Genomic DNA, 19,923 nt, shown 5'->3' on the forward strand with positions numbered 1-19,923 from the left:
AACAGCTGGTCTGGCGCGGTCAGCTGGTACCTCCCTCAGGTCATCAGGCGCGGGCGCCCAGGCTGGCCCGCCGCGGTCGGGACGCGGCTGGCCGGTACGGGTTCGGAGGCGCGGGAAGGCTTCGAGCGCCGGCCGGCGACGACGGGATCCCGCCCCGCGTCGCGTCGGACGGCGTCGCCCTGTTCACCGAGCCGGCCGCCGAAAATTCCGGCGGCCGCGCGCGACGACTGCTCGGAAACAAAAGGCGGCGCGGTCTCCGGATATGCACCAGCCTCCGGCGATCCCAAACCAGACGCCATGGATGTCGCCTGTTCCCAGGCCGGGCCGAAAATATTCGGCGGCACGGCGGAACAGCGATCCATGATGCGTGCAGGATGGCCGCGGGCCAGAAAAACACCGCGCGTCCGGTCGGCGCGGTGTTCCTCGGGTGCGACGTGTGTCAGCTGCTCTATGTGTTGGTTGCTACGCCCTGGGTGCCACAGGCCTCAGATACTCGGCACCTAACATGCTACCCGGCTCAACTACCCGGCGCATTGATTGCTCGGCGAACTAGTTGCCCTGTACGTTGGTCAATCAGCAAGTCAGTCACTCAGCACACCAGTGGCAGCAGGTCGGCCGTCCAGCGACTATCTCACCCAGCGCGTAAGTCCCGAGCACCTAGTCCAGCGTGACTGTGCGGCCGCCCAGCGGGGTGCTGGCATATGAATAGCATCGTTGCCGCAACCCGGTCAAGGAGGCTATCGGCCATACCAGGGCCGACTCACAGGTCGACGACCGGCGGCTCGGTGCTCCACGGAAAGTTGATCCACCGGTCGGTCCGCCGCCACACGTACTCGCACTTCACCAGGGATCGCGGCTTCTCGTAGATGACCGCCGTACGCACCTCGGCCACATGGTCCTGGATGAAGTCCCGGACGAGTTCGATGGTCTTGCCGGTGTCCGCGACGTCGTCGGCGATCAGCACCTTCTTCGCCGAGAAGTCGACCGTGCTGGGCACCGGCGGCAGCATCACCGGCATGTCCAGGGTGGCATCCACTCCGTTGTAGAACTCGACGTTCATCACGTGCAGGTTCTTCACGGCCAGCGCGTACCCGAGGGAGCCGGCCACGAACAGGCCGCCGCGCGCGATCGCCAGGATCACGTCGGGCCGGTACCCGTCGGCGGCGACCGCCTGGGCCAGCTGCCGCGAGGCGATGCCGTAGGTCCGCCAGTCGAGGATCTCCCGCTCGTCCGCCATGCGACCGAACAGTACCGGTCCGGCCGGACAGCCCGGGGCACCGGCCGCCAGACGGGGTGAACTCGACCGGAAGCACCACCGGCACAAATGATCGTATTGGCCGCCAGGCGCCGCCCCGCTCGCGCGGACGCCGGCAGGCCGCCGCCGGGTCACGGTCGAAGCCGGTGCCCGGTGAGCGCCCGGCGGCGCGGCGGCCCGGGCCGGAGATCCCGGTGGGCCGGCGCCCGGCCTGGCCCGCCGCGGTACCGGGCCGCGACGGCCGACCGCCCGACGCGCCGCTGACCACACTGGTTCGGCGCCGCCCTACGGGCCGGCGTTCCCGTGGTCAATGCCCGATGGCATTCACCGTTTCCGGGGGTCACCCGCACCCGAACAGCTGACGGCCTCGGACATCGGCTCTCGGCTGGCGGAATTATCGACGTCGCGGGCGGGCCAGGCAACACGTTTCGCCGGGACCTGTTTCGGCTGTGTCGTTGCGGCAGTCGATCTACCGACCATGTGAAGCTCGGCGCGAATATCGAACACCGGGTGTCGCCGTAGCGGACACCATCAATGTTTCTACACAAACCGAAGGGGTGTGGGGAAATGCGACCGGCACGATTTGCCGCCGCCATTGGCGGAGCACTTCTGGCCTGCGGGACCATCATCCCGCTTGCGACGCCCGCTCTTGCCGCCGGATCGCCGGTCGGGCTGGACAACTGGCCCACGACCGTGCCCGGCGCGGGAACCTCGTCGCTGGGATGGCCCTACGACACGGGCTGGCCGACCGGTCAGTCCGGGCTGGACACCTCGTCCACCTCCTGGCCGTACAGCACGATGTGGCCTGGCTGGCCGACCGGTCAGTCCCGGCTGGACCCGTCATCCACGCAGTGGCCGTACACCACGGGCTGGCCCGGGTGGCCCTCCGGAATTACCGGAATGGACCCCTCGTCGACGCAATGGCCATACGGCACCAACTGGCCGACCGGCGAGACCGGCACGGACCCGGGCACGGCACAGTGGCCGTACGGCACAAACTGGCCCACTGACGAGACCGGCACCGACCCGGCCGCGACGCAATGGCCGTACGGCACGGGCTGGCCGACCGGCGAAACCAGCACCCAGCCGTCAGGCACCGACTCGACCGACCAGACCGACACGAGTGTCCCGTCGTCGGATTCGGGCGACCCCGCCACGGACCAGACCAACGCCGACGGGCCCACCACCTCCGACATGGCCGGCGGCCCGACCGACCAGACCGGCACCACCGACCAGGCCGGCCCGGCCGACGAGACCGGCCAGACCGATCAGACCGGCCCGAGCCTGCCCTGGTCGGGATTGCCGGGCTGGCTGTCCGGCCAGGGGAACGGAGCCACCTCGTCCTGGGACCCGACGAGCTGGCTGCGGAACATCCAGCAGTCGTTCTAGCCCTCGGCGGGCCGGCCAGCGCTGGCCGGCCCGCACCGTGGCCCCCGAGCGCTCACGTGACGGAGGCCGGCTCGGGTGGCCGGGAGCGTCAGGACGGCCCGGAACGGCCGGTGGGCTGGCGTCGGCGGCGGAGCAGCCGGTGCGCGCAGTCGAGGATGTAGCCGCGTAGCTCGGCGTCGGGGATGTCCGCCGCGCCGCCGGCCCCGACGCTCTTGAGGCCGGCGAGGAAGAGGTTGGCGGCCACGATCTGGCCCGGGTCGGGGTCCGGGCCGACGAGCGCGTCGACGAGCCGCTCGCCCAGGGGCGCGAGTAAGGGATCGGTGGCGAGGATCTGCGCCACGGCGAGGTCGCCCTCGAGGATCGCGTAGAGCCGCCGGTTGCGGATGAGCAGGTCGACGAGGCCGACGAGCAGCTGCTCGGTCCGCACCGCCTGCGATCGTTCCCGTTCGGCGTCCTCGACCACGGAACCGAGCTCCGCGAGCGCGGGCCGCACGACGGCGAGGACGATGTCCCGCTTGGCCTTGAAGTGGTAGTAGACGGCGGCCTTGGTGACGCCCAGGCGATCGGCGATCATCTGCAGCGACGTGGCGCTGACGCCGCGTTCCGCGAACAGGTCGAGGGCGGCGGCCACCACCTTCTCGCGACCGGCGCCGGCGCGGTGCGTCGCGGCGTCCAGCGTCGTCATCGCCATCCCCAGTCCTCTTCCTCACCACCGTCCCGACCGGCCGGTGGCGCGCTCCCACGGACGTGTCCACGGCCACGGCAGCCTACGTGACGGGGGCCACCGACCTTGGCCCGCGGGAGGAACGCCGTGGACCGGGCGTTTGATCCCACCGCGGAGTGTTAGCCGAACGACAAGGCAAATCCTAGCCGGTCGGCTGGTCAGTTCCTTGCCGGTCGGCTAGCGTCGGGACCGAGGAAATGGCGCCTGACCGCCGCCGAGCCGTCGATCCGAGGGGACATCCGTTGGCCACCTACCTGTACCGACTGGGGCGAGCGGCGTACCGGCGCCGGCGTCTCGTGGTCGCGCTGTGGGTCCTGCTTCTCGCCCTCGCGGGGGTCGGTGCCGCGACGCTGTCCGGATCGACCTCGGACGCGCTGTCCATCCCGGGAACCGAGTCGCAGAAGGCGATCGACCTGCTCAATGGGCGGATGCCCGGCGCCGGCGCGGATACCGCCGCGGCCCGGGTGGTCTTCACCCTGCCGGCCGGCTCGACCGGCTCGCTGGCCGATCCGGCCCGGCAGGGGGCCATCGAGCAGGCGGTCCAGGACCTGTCCCACGCGCCGCTGGTCGGCCGGGTCACCGACCCGTTCACGACCGTCGGCGGGAAGTGGGCGGCGGTGTCCGAGGACGGCCGGACCGCCTACGCCAGCGTGAACTACACGGTCCAGGAGCGCGACGTCACCGACGCGGCCCGAAACGCGCTGTTCGCCGCGGCCGGCCCGGCCAGGTCGGCCGGCCTCGGCGTCGAGTTCGGCGGCTCGGCCACGGCGGGCTCGGCCGCCCAGAGCGCGACCGAGGTGATCGGCATCGCCGTCGCGGCGGTCGTGCTCCTGATCACCTTCGGGTCGTTCCTCGCCGCCGGGCTGCCGCTGCTGAGCGCGCTGCTCGGCGTGGCGATCGGCGTGTGCGGCATCTCGGTCGCCACCGGGTTCCTGCACCTGAGCTCCAGCACCTCGACGCTCGCCCTGATGATCGGCCTGGCCGTCGGGATCGACTACGCCCTGTTCATCACCTCGCGGTTCCGCCACGAGCTCGCGGCCGGCGAGGACGGCGAGCAGGCCGCCGGGCGCGCGGTCGGCACCGCCGGGTCGGCCGTGGTCTTCGCCGGCCTCACCGTCGTCATCGCGCTGGCCGCGCTCACGGTGGCGGGCATTCCGTTCCTCACTCAGATGGGGCTTGCCGCCGCCGGAACGGTCGCCATCGCCGTCGCGATCGCGCTGACCCTCCTGCCGGCCGTCTTCGGGTTCGCGGGCCGGCGGCTCGCGGCCGCCGGGCCGGCGGACGGCGCGGCGTCGCCCGCTCGGCGCCGTGGGCGCCACCTGTCCCGACGCTTCGCCGGACTGCGGTCGCGGGACCCGGAGGCCGACGGCAACCGGCCGACGATGGGCGAGAGGTGGGCAAGGCTGGCGGTCCGGCGCCGCGGCTGGGTGGTCGCGGCCGCGGTCCTCGGCCTCGGGCTCGTCGCGGCACCCGTCACCAGCCTGCGCCTCGGCCTGCCCGACGACAGCACGGCGGCGCCGTCCAGCACCCAGCGCATCGCCTATGACCAGCTCAGCAATGGTTTCGGTGCCGGATTCAACGGGCCGCTGCTGCTCGTCGTCGACCTGGCCCACGCCGGCGACCGCACCGCGGCCGTCGCCAAGGTGGCCGCGACGATCCGCGCGCTGCCGGACGTCACCTCGGTCGGTCCCGCCACCTTCAACAAGGCACGGGACACGGCGACGTTCTCGGTCACTCCTGGCAGCGGCCCGAGCGAGGCCGCGACCGAGCACCTGGTGCACACGATCCGGTCGCAGGCCGGCGCGCTCACGGCGGCCACCGGCGCGGTCGCCATGGTGACCGGCACGACCGCGGTCAACATCGACATCTCCGAGAAGCTCTCGGCCGCGCTCATCCCCTACCTCGCGGTGGTCGTCGGCCTGGCCTTCGTGCTGCTCCTGCTGGTCTTCCGCAGTGTCCTGGTGCCACTCAAGGCGACCCTCGGGTTCCTGCTGAGCGTGGTCGCGACCTTCGGCGCCGTCGTGGCCGTGTTCCAGTGGGGCTGGCTGAAGGACCTGTTCGGGGTCAGTTCCACCGGGCCGATCGTGAGTATGCTGCCGATCTTCCTCGTCGGGGTCCTGTTCGGCCTGGCCATGGACTACGAGGTCTTCCTGGTCACCCGGATGCGGGAGGAGTACGTGCACGGGCGCGGCCCGGACGACGCGGTGACCGTCGGGTTCCGGCACGGCGCCCGGGTGGTGACCGCGGCCGCGATCATCATGATCAGCGTGTTCGCCGGCTTCATCCTGTCCAGCGAGCCGATCATCCAGTCCGTCGGCTTCGCGCTCGCCTTCGGCGTGCTCGTCGACGCCTTCGTCGTCCGGATGACGCTCGTGCCGGCCGTGATGTCGCTGCTCGGCCGGCGCGCCTGGTGGCTGCCCAGCTGGCTCGACCGGCGGCTGCCGGACATCGACGTCGAGGGCAAACGCCTCGACGGCCCGGCGGCCCTCGGCCCGGACGCGGCCGGCCAGCCGGACGCCGTCGCCACGGGAACGGCCCGCGAGACCGACGGGGGCCTGCCCAGCCAGCGGCGGGCCACCAGCGGCATCACGATCCGGTAGCCCGCGGCGCTGGGCGCCTGCCGGCGTGTGACCTGCCACGCCGCCGGCAATACTGCCCCGGGGGAGGGGGCCCGCCCATGCGATCCAGCAGCGTCGACGCCGGGAGCTCGGACCCGCAGGAGGTCCGCCCGGTTCCGGAGGGTGTGTTCCGGATGATGGCCGCCGGCGTCGGGCTGCTGATCGTGCTGGCGTTCGTGCCGCTGCTGTTCGAGGGGCAGCACCGGCTGAACGTCCAGGCGGTCTCGGTGGCGGCGTCCAACCTCGCCGCGGTGATGATCGCCGGCGTGGGCGTGGTCCGCACCCGCGGCGTCGAGCGGCGCTGGCGGCTGCTGACCTGGGTGACGCTGGCCTTCGAGCTCACCGGGGCCGCCGACTGGATCCGTCACTACCCGCTTCACCACGTCCAGCGGGTCGCGCTCGGCCCGGTGGACGCTCTCTACCTGGTGCCCTTCCTCATCATGACCGTCGCGCTGCTCCTGATCCCGACGGAGCCGGACCGCGACGTGCGGGGCCTGCCCCGGGGTCCCGGCAGCCGGCCGCGCTACTCGAACGCCCTCGTCGCGCTGGACGGCCTGGTGATCGTGGTCTCGATGCTGTTCATCATCTGGACCACCACCCTCAACGAGATCGTGGCCAGCGGCGTCGGCGGGATGGCGTTCGTCCTCGCCATGGCCCTCCCCCTGTGGGGCGTGCTCACCGTGGTTCTGGCGATGCTGCTGGCGACCTTCCGCCGGCCGCGCAACGGGCGGTCGGTGGCACTGCTGATCGCGGGGCTCGCCGCGCTGGTCGCCCCCGACACCGCCGTGGTCAGCCTGACCCTCGACGGCACCGAGAACCTCGCGCACACGGCGCCCTACTGGATCGGCCTGGCCGTCGGTCAGCCCCTGGTGGCCCTCGCGCTCGTCGTCCCGGAGCGCAGCGGGCAGGCCGGTGCCCAGGAAACCGGTGACCGGGAGTCCGGTGATCAGAAGAACGCGGCGGCGGCGAGGCTGGGGAAAGGCCTGGTCTGGCCGTGGGCCCACGTCTACGTGCCCTATCTCCCGCTCGGCGCCGCCGCGCTGCTCATCGTCGGGCTGGCGGTCAGCGGCACGACACTGGGCGGCGCCTCGCTGTACCTGGCCCTGCTGCTGGCCACCCTGGTCACGCTTCGCCAGATCATCACGATGGCGGAGAACGTCCGGCTGCTCGCGACCCTGCAGTCAACGCACGAACGGCTGCGCTACCAGGCGTTCCATGACGCACTCACCAACCTGCCGAACCGCGCGCTGTTCACCAGCGAGCTGGAACGGGCGATCGAGAACCACCGCGCCGAGCGGCAGGCGGTGATCGTGCTGTTCTGCGACCTGGACGACTTCAAGAGCATCAACGACACCCTGGGGCACGCGGCCGGCGACGACCTGCTGCGCGCCGTCGCCGGCCGGCTGCGCGGCGCGGTGCGGGACGAGGACCTCGCGGCCCGGCTCGGCGGCGACGAGTTCGCCATCCTGCTCACCGACCTGGCCGGGGCGGGCGAGGCACGGATCACCGGCGAGCACACCGGGCGGCGGATCCTCGCCGTCATGCGCCAGCCGTTCACCGTCCGCGGGAGCCGGCGGTACGTGCGGGTCAGCATCGGCCTCGCGATCGCCGACGTCCAGGAGCCGGTGGACGACGCCGAGCAGCTGCTGCACCGGGCCGACACCGCGATGTACACCGCCAAACACAGCCACAAGGGCGGTCTCGTCCTGTCACACGGCGGCGAGCCCGTGGCCACGAGCGTCGCGGCCACCATCGGCCCGTCGCTCACGCTCAAGCCGACGACCGACGGCACCACCGGCGAACTCGCCGTCTGTTACCAGCCGATCCGCCGCCTGGCCGACGGCCAGGCCATCGGGGCCGAGGCGCTGCTCTGCTGGGTGCGGCCCTCCGGCTACCCGGTGCCGGCCCACGAGCTGCTCCGGGCCGCCGAGCGGGACGGCTCCATCGCCGAGCTGGAGACCCGCCTGCTCACCCGGGCCTGCCGAGAATTGCCCGCGGTCCGCGACCGGCTGCGTGCCCCGGTCCGGCTGCACGTCAACGTCTCCCCGAGCCGGGTGGGCGGCCGGGAGCTCGCCGACCTGGTCGAGGGAGCGCTGCGCCGTCACGGGCTGGACGCCGGCGCGCTGGTCCTGGAGGTCGCCGGCACCGCCCACATCCCGGACCTGGCCGCCGCCGAGACGACGCTGCGCCGGCTGGTCGGCAGCGGGGTCGACATCGCGCTCGACGACGTCGGCGGCGCCGACACGTCGCTCGCCGCGCTCTACCAGCTGCCGCTGCGCCTCCTGAAGCTGGACGCCCTCCTCTCCGCCGACCTGGTGACCGCGCGGCCGTCGCCCTGGCCGAGCCTGCCGTCCGCCCGGGCCGCCGTCATCGGCTTCGCCGCCGCGACCGGACTGGCGGTGGGCGCCGACGGCATCGAGACGCCCACCCAGCTGGAGGACCTGCGCGCGGCCGGCTGCGGGTTCGGGCAGGGCAGCCTGCTCGGCCCGCCGCGGACGCTGGAGCTTCTGGCGGCCGCCCCCGGCCGCCCCGGCCCGATCTCCGACGGGCACGGCACCCCGCGGTCGGCCCGTTCCCAGGCCGGGGAGACCGAACGGCCGGGCCCGAACGCCGGGCTGCGCGGGCCCGCCGACCCACGGCCGCGTCCCGACGGTCGCGGCCGCGCGCCGCCGGCCGCCCACGCGCACGCCCGCGGGTCGAGACCACCTGCCCTGACCTGCGCACCTCCTCATAGACTGTCCCTGGCCACCAGAGACAGCGGGGGGTGTCGCCTGTGCGCCGGCTTGGTTCCCAATACGTCCTGCACGCCCCACTGGGCCGTGGCGCGAGCGGCGAGGTCTGGCGCGGCGTCCGCGAGGCGGACGGCAGCCCGGTCGCCGTCAAGATCCTGCGGGCCGAGCTCACCGAGGACCCCGAGGTCGTCGAACGCTTCCTGCGCGAGCGCAGGGTGCTGCTCGGCTTCGAACACCCGCATCTCGTCAGGGTGCGTGACCTGGTCGCCGAGGGCGACACCCTGGCGATCGTCATGGACCTGGTCGAGGGCACCGACCTGAGGCGCTACCTGCGCGCGTCAGGACCGCTCGACCCGACGGCCGCGGTCGGGCTGACCGACCAGGTTCTGGACGCCCTCACCGTCGTGCACGGCCAGGGTGTGGTCCACCGGGACGTCAAGCCGGAGAACATCCTCGTCGACACCACCGATCCCGGCCGCCCCCAGGCGATGCTCACCGACTTCGGGATCGCCCGGCTCACCTACGGCGCGGCGATCACCCGGCGAACCGGCCTGATCGGTACCCCGCGATACATGGCGCCGGAGCTGTCCGGGCAGACGCGGGCCACCCCCGCCGCCGACCTGTACAGCCTCGGCATCGTCCTCTACGAGCTGCTCAGCGGCCGGGCGCCGTTCGACGCCGACCATCCGATCGCGATGCTGCGCGCGCACCTGGAGCAGTCGCCCGCGCCGCTCGACGGCCTGCCCGGGACACTGTGGCCCACGCTCGCACGGCTGCTCGCCAAGAGCCCGACCGACCGTCCGGCGACGGCCGGCGAGGCCCGCGTCGAGCTCACGACCGCGCTGACCGCCACCCCGTCCCCCGGCCAGGCCACCGGCCCGCGCCTAGCCGTCCCCGTTACCGGTGCCGTCGCCGGTGCGGCGGCCGCACCGCCCGAGCACGACGAGACCGTCCTGTCGCCCCGGCCCGACGGGTTCCCGCCGCCGCTGGGCGAGATGACGTCCGAGACCGCGCTCGCCACGCCGGCTCCCGCGCCCGCCGCGGCGGGCGGCCCGGAAGCCGATCCCGCGCCCGCTCGGCCGGCCGGCGCGAGGCGCCCCGCGCGGCTGATCTGGGCGGCGGTCCTCGCGGCGGCCGTCATCCTCACCGCCGGGTCGTGGGCCCTCGCGGCGGCCGTCGGCGGCGATCACGGCTCGGGCGGCGCCACGCCCCTCGCGGCCACACGCCCCGCCGCCACGGCCCCGCCGGCCACGACCGCGACTGGTGACGCCGTCCCGGCTGTCGGGCCGAGCGCCTCGGCCGCCACCGGCCCGGCCAGCCGGCCCAACCACGCGCAGGCCGCCGACACCCCGGCCTCGGGGCAGGTCCAGCCGGCCGAGGACGACCACGCGACCGTGCCCGACGTACGGAAGCTGAGCCTCGACCAGGCCTCCGCCACCCTGAAGCAGGCCGGGTTCGGCAACCTGCCCTACCTGTACGGCTGCTACGCGGACAGCCCCGCCGACACCGTCGTCCGCCAGGACCCGGTGTCCGGTACCCGCGCCGTGCGCACCGACCCGGTCCACCTCTACCTGGAGGCGAACAACTGCGGGACGGTCCCCGACGTCCGCGGCCTGACCCTCGACGGCGCGGCCACCTCCCTCAAGGCCCACGGGCTCACCAACATCCCGTACGTGTACAAGTGCCTGGGCTCGCCGACCGCCGGCGTCGTCGTCAGCCAGGCTCCCGCCCCCGGCACGAACCAGCTCGCCACCGAACCCGTCAGCCTCGAACTGCAGGCCGACAACTGCGCCCGGTCCTGACCCCGCCGAACAGGCGTCCGGACGCGAGCGCGCAGCCGAGCTCGCGGACGCGGGCGGCCGCCGCCTCGTCGTCCACCCCGGCGGCGACCACCGTCAGGCCCAGCTGGCGAACAGCCGTCAGCAGGGCATTGAGCAGGATGGCGGTCCGCGGCTCGTGCCGGCTGCCGACGACCACCTCGGTGAACGACGGATCCAGCACGACGATGTCCGCCGGCAGGACGCGCAACGCGGCCAGGGACGTGTCGTAGCGGCCCAGATGGGCCAGCGAGACCGACATGCCCAGCGCGCGCAGGTGATCGAGCTCGCGTGCCGCCGCGGCCAGGTCCGGCGCCTGGGAGGTCGCCTCGACGCCGAGCACCAGATCCCCCGGACTCGTGCCCGTGACGTCGAGGGCCTCCAGCACCTCGCGGGTCGTCGCCTCGTCGGCGAACCGCTCCGCGGAGATCACGACATGCACCGGCACCGGTCCGCCGGCCTGGCCGCGCAGCACGGAGGCGTGCCCGCAGGCCGCGCGCAGCAACTGGCTGTCCAGCGCGGGGACAAGGCCCGCCGACCGGGCCACGACAACCAGTCGGCTCGGCTGCACCGGGCCCAGGTCGGGATGCATCCAGGTGAGCCGGGCCTCGTGCGCGACGGTCACCCGGCTGGCGAGGTCGACGATCGGCCGATAGTCGACGTCGAGCGTGCCCCCGGCCCGGTCGCCGCGCAGTGCGGCGCCCAGCGCCGCGCGCAGGGCGCTGGGCGAACGCGGGCCGAGCAGCTCCGGCCCGTAGATCGTCAGCGTCCCGGCAGCGTTCGTCTTCGCGGTGTACATGGCGACGTCGGCCCGGTGCAGCAGTGCCTCCGGACTGATCGGGCCGCTGTCCGGCTCCACGACGACCAGCCCGAGGCTCGCCCGGACGGTGCACTCACTGTCCGCGACGGTGATCGGCGCGCGGATCGCGTCGCCGACCCGGCGGCTGATCTGTTCGGGGTCGTCGGCCAGCGGCTCCAGCAGGATGGCGAACTCGTCGCCGCCGAGCCTCGCCACCGTGTCGCTGCCGCGCACCGCGCCCAGCAGCCGGGCGGCGGTGACCCGCAGCAACTCGTCGCCGGCCGCATGACCGAGCGCGTCGTTGATGTGCTTGAAGTCGTCCAGATCGCAGTAGAGCAGCGCCAGCCGGTTCGGCGCCCGGTCCCGCCGGGCGAGCGCCTGGGCGAGCCGGTCGGCGAACAGGGCCCGGTTCGCCAGGCCCGTCAGCGGGTCGTGGAACGCCTGGCGGCGCAGGGCGAGCCGATCCTCCTCGACGCGGGTGACGAGGTTCGTGTTGTCCGCCATCGTGATCATCTGGCGGATCAGGGCCAGCAGGAAAAGCGCCAGCAGGGCCCACACCTCGCGCGGCATTCCGGGCTGTCTCGGCAGGTGCGTCAGCGTCACCGCGGCGGCGACCGGCAGCGGGACGTAGGGCAGCGCCGCGTGCCACCAGCGCCGCCGAGCGCCCGTGTCGGCGGTTTCTGACAGCGGCCCCACCGCGGTGGCCGCCGGGGGCGCGGGAGCCGGCGGCAGCAGGGTCGCTCCCGCGATCAGGAGGGGCCCGACGGCCATCCCGAGGTTCAGCACCGGCCGGCTGTCGCCCAGGCCGTGGATCGCGGAATACAGCGAGGCGAGCGTCGACAGGGCGAAGGCCAGCTCACCGCCCCCGAGCAGCAGCAACCCGAGCGGACGGCGCGGCCGCCGGAACGCCGCGAGGAGGATCACCGCCACGACGAGCGTCTGGCCGATGCCGGTGGAGATGAAGTAATAGATCGCCGAGGACCGTGGCCCGGCGCCGAGAGCACGGTCGAGCACGAGGATCCAGGCGATCAGCGCGAGCGCCCCGGTCACGATCACGCTGTCGAGCGCGGCCACGAGATGCCAGCGCCGGCCCGGCAGCGCGTCCCTCCCGCGCAGGCCTATGTCGTAGGGATCGGCCGGATAGAGCATCAGCCCGGCCAGCCCGCACAGCCAGGGCAGGATCGGGGCCACCAGCAGGACGCCGTTCTTCGGCGTCGGGATGGCGCGTTCGGTGCCCAGGTTGCCGAGCAGGACGAGGGTGCCGATGAGGGCCCCGCCTAGCAGCATCGCTCCCATCAGCGCGCGCCAGAGCCGTTCCACGCCGCGTTGGCGGCTCGCCGCCCACAGGCACAGTCCGCCTCCGCCCAGCAGACCGACGGACAGGCTGACCCGCAGCAGGGCCAACGCCTGATCGACCGGCAGGATGACCGCGCACAGCATCAGCACCAGCGAGTAGACGACCGTGGCGACGGCGAACCGCCGCGCGCCGCTACCGGCCCGCGCCGAGACTGCCGCACCATCACCCATGACCGGCCGAGCTCCTCCTGGCCAGCAGGCAGGCGCGAACGGGGCGCCGAGCCGCCGCCGGCCTCCGGTCAACCCATTCCCCGCACTGCACGTAGGGAACACAAATAGTTACCTAAAGTGAACAGTTGCGAACGGGGCCGCGGCGCGGGTCAGCCGCCCGCGCCGCCGAGGACCACCCGCACGACCAGGTCGGCGTCGTCGGCCGTCGGTGGTTCCTGCCGGCTGAGCACGCGGTAGAGCAACGAGCCGATGAGCACGCCGGCGATCGTCGGCACCGGGGCCTGCGGCCCGAGCTGCCCCGCCACCCGGGCCAGCTCCAGCCGGTCGCGCAACAGCTGCTCGTGTGGCGCGGTGAACCGCTCGTACAGCACGTCGGCGACGGCATGGTCCTCCGCCGTGGCCGCGGTGAGGGCGAGGATGAGGCTGGTGCCCACGCCGGAGGCCAGCCGCGACGTCCAGTCGCGCAGCCAGGCCCGCAGGTCGGCCTCGATGTCCCCCGTGTCGGGCGGCGCGACCAGCGGCGGCGCGAGGCCGCCCTCCAGTGCCGCGTCGGCGACGACGGCACCCTTCGAGCCCCACCAGCGGTAGATCGTCTGCTTGCCGACGCCGGCTCGGGCAGCGATGGCGTCGATCGTCAGCCGCTCGTACCCGCGTTCGAGCAGCAGGTCACGGGCCGCGTCGAGGATCGCGAGCCGCGAGCTCTCACTGCGCCGCCGCCCGCCTGTCATCCCTTTGAGTCTAGAAGCGGCCCGACGCGACCCGCGGGCGTATAGTCCCGTTTCCGAGACTGGTCGTCTCGAAACTGGTGGTCTCGAAAGCGGACGTTTGGAGCACGGGCATGCCGAACGAGGTACTGGTGGTCATCGGCACGGGGGGCATGGGCGCCGCCGTCGCCCATCGCGTCGGCACCGGCAAGGCGGTGCTGCTGGCCGACTACGACGAGACCGCGCTGAGCGCCGTCGCCGAGGTCCTGCGCGACGAGGGCCAGCGGGTGACGACGCAGGTCGTGGACGTCTCGTCCCGGGAGTCGGTGTACGCGCTCGCGCGGGCCGCCGCGGCCCTCGGCCCGGTCCGGCACGTCGTCCACACCGCCGGGCTCTCCCCCGCGCAGGCGCCGGTCGACGCGATCCTGAAGGTCGACCTGCTCGGCACCGCGCTGGTGCTCGACGCGTTCGCCGAGGTCATCGCGGTGGGCGGCGCAGGCGTGATGATCTCCAGCATGTCCGGCTACCTCGCTCCCCCGCCGGCCCGCGAGATCGAGGCCGCCCTCGCCAACACCGCGACCGACGAGCTGCTGGCGCTGCCGTTCACGGCCGCCGACGCGTTCCCGAGCCCGGGCTACGCCTACTCCTTCGCGAAGCGGGCCAACCAGCTGCGGGTGCGGGCGGCGAGCGTCGCGTGGGGCGGGCGGGGCGCCCGGGTCAACTCGATCAGCCCCGGTGTCATCTCGACCAAGATGGGCCAGCAGGAGCTCGCGACCGAGTCGGGCGCCGGCATGCGCGCGATGGTGGCGGCCTCCGGGACCGGCCGGCTCGGCTCGCCGGACGACATCGCCGCCGCCGCCGAGTTCCTCCTGTCGGACGCGGCCTCGTTCGTCACCGGGATCGACCTGCTGGTCGACGGCGGAGCTGTCGCCGCGGTCTCGACGGGCCGGGTCGACCTGTTCGCCGGGAGGAGCTGACCGAGATCTGGCGCCTGAGGCCGGTTGCGGGCACCGTGTCTGCCGGGGAAGCAGCTCTCCCGCGGAAGTCAGCCGAGGGCAGGAGGAACCAGCCGTGCAGGTTGATCTCGCCGGCAAGGTCGCGCTCGTCACTGGGGCGTCGCAGGGCATCGGTGCCGCCATCGCGAGGGCGTTCGCCGAGAACGGCGCCAAGGTGATGCTGAGCTCGCGCAAGCGGGAGGGCCTGGAGAAGGCGGCGGCCTCGATCGACGGCGAGGTCGCGATCCACCCGGCGCACGCCGGCAGTCCGGCGGCTGCCGAGGAGACCGTCGCCGCGGCCCTCGCGACGTTCGGCCGCCTCGACATCCTGGTCAACAACGCCGCCACCAGCCCGTACGCGGGCCCGCTGATCGACATCGACCTGCCGCGGTTCGACAAGACCGTCGAGGTCAACCTGCGCGCGCCGCTCGTCTGGACCCAGCAGGCCTGGCGGCAGTGGCAGTCCGAGCACGGCGGCAGCGTCCTGAACATCGCCTCGATCGGCGCGATGAAGTACGGCGGCCCGATCGGCGCCTACGACATGACCAAGGCCGGTCTGGTCCACCTGACCAAGCACCTCGCGACCGAGCTCGGGCCACGTGTCCGGGTCAACGCCCTCGCCCCGGGCCTCGTCCAGACCAACTTCGCCCGTTACCTGTGGGAGGGCAGAGGCGCGGACCCGGCCGAGGCCGCCTGGCCCTGGCCGATGGCGCGACTGGGCCAGCCCGCGGACATCGCGTCGGCTGCCCTGTGGCTGTCCAGCGAGCACGCGGGCTGGATCACCGGGGAGGTCCTCGTCGTGGACGGCGGCTCCCTGCTCGGCTCGGGGGTCACCCCGGCGGGCTGAGCCACCGTCGCGGGCCTCCGCCGGGCCGCCCGACTCGCGAGGTCGCCGCCGCGGCGACCGGCCTCGGGTCCCCGGCCGGGCCGGTTCTCCGCTACCCGCCCCAGTGGGCGGCGGTCGTCGCGTTGACCGTAGTCGGTAGCCAGCCAGGAGCGGGACCTTCCCGCCTTGCTGAGGGACGCGCCCGCGCGTAACTTCAAGTAGTCCTTTGCGTACAGATAGCGATCTCCACGTCAACGCGCCCGTCGAAGGTGGATGTTCGGGGATGTGGGGGCGAACAAGGTCGCGGCGCCGGGGCTGGCTCGGCCGTGCCGCGCCGCTCGTCACCGGTGCCGTACTGGCCGCGCTGCTGGCACTGGCCGCGCTGCTGATCGGGCACTGGCAGCTGCGCCACGCCGAACGGGACCGGCTCGCCAACCAGGTCGACCTGGTCGAGAGCATCGCGAGCTACCGGTCGCAGACCGACGACCCCCGCATCCTCCAGACGATGGTCGACAACGCCGGCTTCAGCCCGACCGATGCCGCCCGCGACACCCTCCTGCTCGGGGCCTTCGACCTGACGCCGACGGGCAACCCGACCGTGGCCGTCGCGCTGGTCGACCCGGCCGGGCACGTCGTCGCGTCGCATCCGGCCGGGGCGGTGATCTCCACCGCGCAGCTGGGTGCCGCCTGGCCGGCCGCGCTGCGGGGCCAGTCGGGCTGGTCGTCGGCGTTCGTGTCGGGCGGCAAGGTGGTCCGCGCCGCGCTGGCCCCGGTACACGACGGCGACCAGGCGGGCGGCGGCGCGACCGGTCCGGGCGGAGGCCAGCCACGGGTCGTGCTCGTCTCCCTGTCGGTCGACACCGCCGGCGAACGGTTCCAGGAACGCCTCGGCGCGCTGGAGCGCGGCGCGGGCGGGCTGTCCCAGCTGGACCGCAAGGGTGTCGCGATCTCGTCGTGGAGACCGGCCGGCGTCGGCCAGCGCGTCCTCGAACCGGCCCAGGTGGCGCGGCTGCCACCAGGGCGCGCGACGGTGTGGCGGGAACGGGACGCGGCCGGGCATGAGCTGACCGTGATCGCGGCCCCGCAGCCGACCACCGGCTACGTCACCGCGTTCCAGGTGCACACCAAGCAGCTCTACGGCGACCTGCGCGACCAGCAGGCCAGCCGCGACCGGACGCTCGTCGGCCTGCTGGGCGGCTCGGCCCTGGGGCTGGTCCTGTTCGGCGCGCTGCGCGAGTCGGCGGTCCGCCGGACCCGCGCGCGGATGTACGAGCTGATCGGCAACACCCACGACATCATCGTGCTGGTCCGCGCCGGCCTCACGGTGGCGTTCATGAGCCCGTCCGCGCACCGGCTGCTCGGCCAGACCGGGACCGACTGGATCGGCCGGCCGCTGCTGGGCCTCGTCCATCCCGAGGACCGGGACCGGGTGGAGACGGCGCTGACCCGGCTGCCGTCCGGCGAGACGACGGTCACCGATGTCCGGCTGCGCACCGGCCCACGGCCCGCCGCCACCGAGGGCGGTGCGCCCGCCTCCGGTACCGGACCGGAGGCGGGCGGCGGGCTCGACGGCTTCCGCTGGTTCGATCTCACCGCGGTCGACGAGCGCGACGTCGCGGACCTCGACGGCGTGCTGATCACCTGCCACGAGGTCGGCGAGCGCAAGGCGCTGCAGGACCGGCTGTCCCACCAGGCCTGGCACGACCCGCTGACGGGCCTCGCCAACCGGGCGACCTTCCTCGCGCAGGTCGCCGGCGCGCTCACCCGCGCGGCCGAGGAGGGCACCCGGGACGCCCTGCTGTTCATCGACCTCGACGGCTTCAAGCCGGTCAACGACCTGCACGGCCACGCCGCGGGGGACGACGTGCTGCGGATCGTCGCCCAGCGCATCCTCGCCACCCTGCGCCCGAGCGACCTCGCCGGCCGCTTCGGCGGCGACGAGTTCGGCGTGCTGCTGCGCGACGCCGACCACGCCACCGCGGGCCAGGTGTCCGAGCGCCTCGTGGCGGCCATCGGGCGGCCGATCGTGCTGCCCCCCGCCGACGCGGTCGCCGGCGGCGGCCGGGCGGCCTCGCCGCGACGGATGCGGGTCGGGGCCAGCATCGGGGTCGCCCTGAGCGCGCGGCCCGCCGAGGCCACGCCCGTGCCGGACGTCCACGCGCTGCTGCGGGCCGCCGACCACGCCATGTACGAGGCCAAACGGGCCCGGTCGCAGGCGCGCACCGCGTTCGCGCCGGACCCGGCCCCGCCCGCCGAACCGACCGGGGCGCGGCCCCGCCCGGTTCCGCCCGCCGGTCCGGCCGGGACGCCGCCGGACCGGCCCGCGGCGGCGCGAACCGCGCGGCCGTCCCGGCAGGACCGCGCACCGAGCGCCTGGCCCTCGGCCGCGGCCGAGGGCGCCCGAGCCCGGCGGCTTTGGCCCCGCCGCGCCGCCTCCCGCCGCGCAGCCTCCCGGCACGCCACGGCGGGCGACCCGGCGGCCAGCCGGACCCGGCGTCCCTGGCCGGGCTGGCTGCACACCGTGAGCCTGCTGCTCACGGTCGCCGCCCTGCTGCTCGGCGTCGTCGGGATCCGGCTGCACCAGGAGGGCGACGCCCGGCGCACCGCCCGCGCCGCTGCGCTCGCCCAGAACCGGGCCGTCGCGGCCGCGTTCAACGACTCGGCGGCGACGATCCTGGACCCGCAGCGGCTGGTGCCCTTCGTGTCGGGCGCGCCGTGGACGTTCACGAACACCGCGGTCGACCGCGAGATCCTGCGCCGGTTCGCCGCGTCCGCGGTCGGCGGGCCCGACACGGACCTGCTGCTCACGTCGCTGACCGGCCAGGTTCTCTCGACGCTGCCGTCGACGGCCCGGCTGCCCGTCGACACGCACGGACCGCTCTGGCGCGCCGCCGTGGCCGGGCGGGCGCAGTGGACCCCGGTCACCACCGACGCGAGCGGAGCCCAGCGGGTGTACGCCCTCGAACCGGTGCTGCGCGGCGACCGGGCCGTGGCGATCCTGGTCATCGGGCGCTCGACCCACCACGGCCTGCCGACCGTGATCTTCCGCTCGCTCGCTCCCCTGGGCGCGCTAGAGCTGGTGGACGCGACCGGGCGCGTCGCCTTCGGCTCGGACAGCGCGGTCGTCGGCAAGCGCGTCGTCGATCCCGCCGTGCTGCGCGGGCTCCCCGCCGCCAACGCCACCGAGGTGCGGTCGGCCGACCCGCACGTGATCTCGTTCGCCATGCCGACGGGCACGATCCCCGGGTACTCCACCCTGCTGCAGCGCTACCGGGCCGTGGTCTTCGACGATCTCGGCAGCTCCCTGCCCGGCCTCGGGCTGCTGCTCGGCATCGTCGCGTTCACGCTGGTCGCCGTGGCCGTCGCCGACGACCGTCGCCGCCGGTCGGTGCGCCGCGACGCCGACTGGTTCGAGGCGCTGCTGCGCGGCGCGCACGACATCGTCGCCGTCGCCGCCCCGGACGGGCGGATCCGCGTCGTCGGGCCGTCGGTGTACCGCCTCCTGCACCAGCAGCCCACCGACTGGACCGGCCATGATGTCGCCGACCTCGTCCACCCCGACGACGCCGCCCGGCTGCGCGCCTTCGTCCTGGCCGCGGCGGCCCAGGCAGCACCGGGCGCCGACGGCCCGTCGCCCACCGACGCGCACGCGCCGCCGGTCCCGCGCCGGCTGCGCGACGTCCGGCTCCGGACCGCCGAAGGCTGGTACCGGTGGTTCGACGTCACGGCGTCGAGGCTGCCGACCACGCCGGACCCGGCGGCGGCCGCGGTGCTGCTGACGTGTCATGACATCGGCGAACGCAAGGCGCTCCAGGACGAGCTGACCGCCGCCGCGTTCCGCGACCCGCTCACCGGCCTGCCGAACCGCGCCGCGTTCGCCCGCCGCCTCGACGAGGCCGTGCTGCGGGTGGCCCGTTGGCGGGTCGGGCCGCCGGGCGAGCCCGCCCCGGCCCCGGACGAACCCGGCCCGGGCGGCGGCGCCGACGACGACGGGTACGACAGCGCGGCGGGAGTGGCGCCGGCCGGCGGGCCGGCCGAGGCGGGCTGGACGCAGACGGCGCACTTCGGCGTCCTGTTCATCGACCTGGACGACTTCAAACCGATCAACGACCGGTACGGCCACGGGACCGGCGACGAGGTGCTGGAGATCATCGCCCGGCGGCTGGAGGCGGCGGTCCGGCCGGGCGACACCGTCGCGAGGCTCGGTGGCGACGAGTTCGCCGTGCTCGCCGAGAACACCCACGAGGGCCAGCTGATCGAGCTCGCCGGCAGCGTCGTCGCCGCGTTGGACGAGCCGTTGCGGACCCAGGCGGGCCCGCTGAAGGTCGCCGCCACGATCGGGGCCGCGGTCTCGACCGCCTATCCCGACCCACTGCGGACGGTCCGCGCCGCCGACCTCGCCATGTACGACGCCAAGCGCCACGGCCGGGCGCGGGTCGCGCTGGCCGGCGCGGACGGTTCCATCAGGCCGATCGACACCGCGGCTCGCGACGAGACCGGCGAGCGCTACGGGACCGAGTGAAGGTTTAGGTGAGCA

At 74.1% G+C, this 19,923-nt stretch carries 11 protein-coding genes and 1 pseudogene; 7 read left to right on the plus strand and 5 right to left on the minus strand.

The genetic code is table 11. From position 1 onward, the window contains the following. Nucleotides 1-35: 35 nt before the first annotated feature. Together FRAEUI1C_RS39785 and FRAEUI1C_RS25005 are read right to left on the minus strand one after the other, a co-directional pair. Nucleotides 36-362: a hypothetical protein gene (locus tag FRAEUI1C_RS39785; RefSeq protein ID WP_157735035.1), complete on the minus strand. Its 327-nt coding sequence runs from the start codon at nt 360-362 to the stop codon at nt 36-38. Between the two features lie 398 nt (nt 363-760). Continuing rightward, nucleotides 761-1,237 (minus strand): phosphoribosyltransferase, encoded by a 477-nt coding sequence (locus FRAEUI1C_RS25005; RefSeq protein WP_013426145.1) that lies wholly within the window; start codon nt 1,235-1,237, stop codon nt 761-763. 918 nt (nt 1,238-2,155) lie between these two features. Here FRAEUI1C_RS25005 and FRAEUI1C_RS25010 point away from each other — a divergent pair. Beyond that, nucleotides 2,156-2,644: a hypothetical protein gene (locus FRAEUI1C_RS25010; RefSeq protein WP_157735036.1), complete on the plus strand. Its 489-nt coding sequence runs from the start codon at nt 2,156-2,158 to the stop codon at nt 2,642-2,644. Between the two features lie 88 nt (nt 2,645-2,732). Here FRAEUI1C_RS25010 and FRAEUI1C_RS25015 read toward each other — a convergent pair whose 3' ends face one another. Further along, a complete protein-coding gene (locus FRAEUI1C_RS25015; RefSeq protein WP_013426147.1) occupies nt 2,733-3,335 on the minus strand; it encodes a TetR/AcrR family transcriptional regulator in 603 nt (200 codons plus the stop codon). Between the two features lie 275 nt (nt 3,336-3,610). Here FRAEUI1C_RS25015 and FRAEUI1C_RS25020 point away from each other — a divergent pair, with 275 nt between their 5' ends. The 3 genes and pseudogenes from FRAEUI1C_RS25020 to FRAEUI1C_RS25025 all read left to right on the plus strand — a co-directional run bounded on the left by FRAEUI1C_RS25020 (nt 3,611) and on the right by FRAEUI1C_RS25025 (nt 10,520). Next, nucleotides 3,611-5,968 carry an MMPL family transporter gene (locus tag FRAEUI1C_RS25020; protein ID WP_013426148.1) on the plus strand — a complete coding sequence of 786 codons (2,358 nt, stop codon included), beginning with the start codon at nt 3,611-3,613 and terminating at the stop codon, nt 5,966-5,968. A gap of 1,163 nt (nt 5,969-7,131) precedes the next feature. After that, nucleotides 7,132-8,466, plus strand: a pseudogene (locus tag FRAEUI1C_RS41280) (putative bifunctional diguanylate cyclase/phosphodiesterase); the annotation flags it as partial. A gap of 293 nt (nt 8,467-8,759) precedes the next feature. Beyond that, a complete protein-coding gene (locus FRAEUI1C_RS25025) occupies nt 8,760-10,520 on the plus strand; it encodes a serine/threonine-protein kinase (protein ID WP_041259639.1) in 1,761 nt (586 codons plus the stop codon). Here FRAEUI1C_RS25025 and FRAEUI1C_RS25030 read toward each other — a convergent pair. Together FRAEUI1C_RS25030 and FRAEUI1C_RS25035 are read right to left on the minus strand one after the other, a co-directional pair. Next, complete coding sequence (locus FRAEUI1C_RS25030; RefSeq protein ID WP_013426151.1) at nt 10,480-12,861, minus strand: putative bifunctional diguanylate cyclase/phosphodiesterase; 2,382 nt, start codon at nt 12,859-12,861, stop codon at nt 10,480-10,482. The genes FRAEUI1C_RS25025 and FRAEUI1C_RS25030 overlap by 41 nt on opposite strands. A gap of 149 nt (nt 12,862-13,010) precedes the next feature. Continuing rightward, nucleotides 13,011-13,589 carry a TetR/AcrR family transcriptional regulator gene (locus tag FRAEUI1C_RS25035; protein WP_013426152.1) on the minus strand — a complete coding sequence of 193 codons (579 nt, stop codon included), beginning with the start codon at nt 13,587-13,589 and terminating at the stop codon, nt 13,011-13,013. Nucleotides 13,590-13,699: 110 nt separating this feature from the next. Between FRAEUI1C_RS25035 and FRAEUI1C_RS25040 the strand changes: the two genes are divergently transcribed. The 3 genes from FRAEUI1C_RS25040 to FRAEUI1C_RS25050 all read left to right on the plus strand — a co-directional run bounded on the left by FRAEUI1C_RS25040 (nt 13,700) and on the right by FRAEUI1C_RS25050 (nt 19,908). Further along, nucleotides 13,700-14,542 carry an SDR family oxidoreductase gene (locus FRAEUI1C_RS25040; RefSeq protein ID WP_013426153.1) on the plus strand — a complete coding sequence of 281 codons (843 nt, stop codon included), beginning with the start codon at nt 13,700-13,702 and terminating at the stop codon, nt 14,540-14,542. Between the two features lie 94 nt (nt 14,543-14,636). Next, nucleotides 14,637-15,407 carry an SDR family oxidoreductase gene (locus FRAEUI1C_RS25045; RefSeq protein ID WP_013426154.1) on the plus strand — a complete coding sequence of 257 codons (771 nt, stop codon included), beginning with the start codon at nt 14,637-14,639 and terminating at the stop codon, nt 15,405-15,407. Nucleotides 15,408-15,669: 262 nt separating this feature from the next. After that, the gene (locus FRAEUI1C_RS25050) at nt 15,670-19,908 is read left to right on the plus strand and encodes a diguanylate cyclase domain-containing protein (RefSeq protein ID WP_013426155.1); all 4,239 of its coding nucleotides are present in this window, start codon (nt 15,670-15,672) and stop codon (nt 19,906-19,908) included. Nucleotides 19,909-19,923: the final 15 nt, after the last annotated feature.

The organism is Pseudofrankia inefficax, from assembly GCF_000166135.1.
In the GTDB taxonomy this organism is placed as follows: Bacteria; Actinomycetota; Actinomycetes; order Frankiales; family Frankiaceae; genus Pseudofrankia; species Pseudofrankia inefficax.